This is a genomic window from Segatella copri (assembly GCF_024330485.1).
Lineage (GTDB): Bacteria > Bacteroidota > Bacteroidia > Bacteroidales > Bacteroidaceae > Prevotella > Prevotella copri_L.
Genome location: NZ_JANDWX010000072.1, coordinates 1 through 3,202 on the forward strand (window position 1 = coordinate 1; position 3,202 = coordinate 3,202).

Here is a 3,202-nt window from a genome sequence, read left to right on the forward strand (position 1 = left end):
AACTTGAATTGATGAACAAATCACCTCAAAAGAAGGTTGTAACCCATCACTTCGAGCCAACCTCAAAGAATGTTCTTCTTTTCATTGGTGGCTTGGCTCTATCCCTTGTCATTTCCATTTGGGGCAATCTCACCCAATGGCGAGATTACCAAGATTGGGAGGAGGCAGACTTGAAATATAGGGCATTGAAGATGGTGCTTTCTACTGATGACCCAAACATTCACTACATTGAAAAGTACTTCTCTATATGTCGAGACGAAAATGTTATAAATAATGTGAGGAATCGTGTTGCTGCTTACGAGGATTCTGTTCGCCACCATTATAAAATGATAGAAATGGCAACATACAAGGATAGTCTTACCAATTGCAAATTACTTGAAATTGAAGGTAAGAATATGCCTTGAAAAGCCAAATAAAGGACTTTTTCTTTATGTAACACAATTTTAATATTTCCGCAAATACGTTGTAATTTTCATATAGTACCTTTGCAACGTCATGATTCCTTATATACTGAGGATTGATAAGAATATAATAGATTAAGCAATAAAAAAATAATTATACAATGAATAATAAGGGGATTTTAACAACGGCCTTGTGCCTATCTGTAATGACCTTGACGATGGCACAGAGTATCACGGGAAAAGTAGTGGACACCAAGGGTGAGCCTTTGGCTTTCGCCAATGTGGTGCTCCTAAATCGGCAAGACTCCGCGTTCGTCAAGGGAGCGGTGAGTGGAGAGGATGGTAGCTTCTCTATAGACTCCATCTGCAATGGCGGAATCATCAAGGTAACATCCGTGGGCTACAAAACCATCTGCAAGGATTGCGAGGGTGAAAATGTGGGTGTCATCAAGATGGAAGAGGACAGCAAGATGCTCGGTGAAGTTGTGGTGAAATCATCACGCCCTGTTATTGCCATCAAGGGCAATGCCTTGGTTACTACTGTAGTTAATTCTCAACTGTCTCATGCAGGCACGGCGAACGATGTGTTGCGCCAAGTGCCGATGGTTACTGGCAGGGATGGAAACTTCGAGGTGTTTGGTAAGGGTACGCCGCTCATCTATATCAATGGTCGTCTTGTCCAAGACAAAAATGAACTTGCACAGCTCAATTCACAGGACATCAAGAATGTTGAAGTCATTACAAATCCTGGTTCCAAGTATGATGCCTCCGTCAAGTCTGTCATCCGCATTCGCACCAAGTTGCCACAAGGTGACGGCTTTAGTGGAACACTTCGTGCGCAAAATGGCTTCCGCCACTATTTTTCGAGCATGGAGCAAGCTAACTTGAAATACCGTACGGGTGGACTGGAGTTGTTCACCAATCTCAATTACTATGGCGGCAAATTCTATAGTCATGAGAATACGAACATGGAAACGCAAGGTTCTACTACTTGGCTTCAGAACATAGAGAGCATCAACCGCATGAGAAATAATGAGTTCTTTGGCAAGTTTGGCTTGTCATGGATGATCAGTGAACGTCATTCCATCGGTGCTTACTATATGAATGGAGTGGGTTTACAAAAGCCTCATTCAGATTATAGCTCTATATCGTATGCCAATGGTAAATTGGACGATGAGGTTTCAGCTGTGAAAGAGGGGAGAATTCATGCTGTGCCGAAGCACCATGCCAATATCTATTATAATGGTGATGTAGGCAAACTGGGCATTGACTTCAACATGGATTATATGTGGAGAAAGAAGCATGAAAATTCCGATCAGTCTGAGACGAATATGAATCAGCAGAAGAATTTGGTGGCATCCACAAGCATTGGACACTCACGGATGTTTGCGGAAAAGTTGGTGTTGAGCTATCCTTTGTGGAAAGGACAAATCGAAGTGGGAAATGAATATACAGCCTCTCAGGTGCTGAATGATTTCAATATCAATATGGCAACCATTGGCAACAGCAATACCAAGAGTGACGAGAAGAACATGGCTGGTTTCTTCTCCATCGGTCAACAGTTTGGGAAAATCGCAGTAGAGGCAGGTCTTCGCTATGAGCATGTTCGTTTTAAATATACAGAGGATGGACAACTCAAGGAAGATAAGAGCAAGACTTACAACAACGTGTTCCCTTCACTCGCCATTTCTACAGAGATAGGTAAGACACAATGGGCATTGAGCTACAACAGCAAGATGCAGCGTCCATCATACGATGACCTTGATGGAACACTCAACTATGTCAATCGCTTGACCTTGCAAAGTGGTAATCCTTATCTTTCTCCTGTCAAGATTCATTCCGTGGAGTTGATGGGTGCTTGGAAGCAATTCTTTGCAAAGGTATCATACGAGTACAAGAAGAATGCCATCATCAACGAATCGAAACCATACGGCGAGGATGGAGAAATGAAGTTGCTCACGATGGAGAATACGCCAAAGATACAAGAGTTGCAGGCTTTCCTTGGCGCACAATTCCAAATCGGATTTTGGCAACCAAAGGTAAATGCCGGCATCATCAAACAGTGGTTCTCTGGGGAATATCTGGGTGAACGCAAGTCCTTCTATAATCCATTAGCTGTAGTACAGTTTCAGAATGCCATCCATTTACCAGGCGACATCTGGATGAACATAGACATAGAATGGAACAGCCGTGGTAACAAGGAAAATATGAAACTCAGTTCTTCCTCATACCTCAATGCCAAACTTTACAAGGCTTTTTGCAGAAATCGTTTCTCGGTTACGCTCGAAGGTAACGACATCTTCAACAAGAGCAATCGTGACGTACAATTCTACAACAAGGATGTTACGCTTTGGCAAAGCATCACAAACGACAGCCGTTCCTTGCTCTTGACATTGCAGTATAACTTCAATACATCAAGAAGCAGATACAAGGGACAAGGTGCTGGTAAAGAGGAGTTGAATCGCTTCTAAAAATAAAAAGAGGTATCCGAAAATCTTAAAAAGAGTAGGAATATTTCGTAATTTTATACATTATGGAAACAAACACTTTATTGAAGCTCTCAGAGAAAATAGAGCTTTGTGGATTAGAGGACGAGTGCAAATAGTCCTCGCCCTCGCAGTTGCTTTCTACAAGATACCTTATCCTATATCCATAGATGCTAATGGTGAGGTCATCAATCAGAGAACAGTGCAAGTGTTTGTGCCATACAAGTATTTGTATCTTTTCGATGAGCCAAGGACGGCTCATGTATCTTTCGAGGGCAACGATAATGCATCTTATAACTGCGACATCACAAGCCA

1 protein-coding gene and 2 pseudogenes are annotated in these 3,202 nt (G+C 42.2%); all 3 read left to right on the top strand.

Annotated elements, in window-relative coordinates; all coding sequences use genetic code 11:
• Window positions 1-404, top strand: a pseudogene (locus NNC77_RS16190) (hypothetical protein); the annotation flags it as partial.
• Window positions 405-562: 158 nt separating this feature from the next.
• Window positions 563-2,872 carry a TonB-dependent receptor domain-containing protein gene (locus NNC77_RS16195; protein ID WP_254971866.1) on the top strand — a complete coding sequence of 770 codons (2,310 nt, stop codon included), beginning with the start codon at window positions 563-565 and terminating at the stop codon, window positions 2,870-2,872.
• A gap of 106 nt (window positions 2,873-2,978) precedes the next feature.
• Window positions 2,979-3,202, top strand: a pseudogene (locus NNC77_RS16200) (hypothetical protein); the annotation flags it as partial.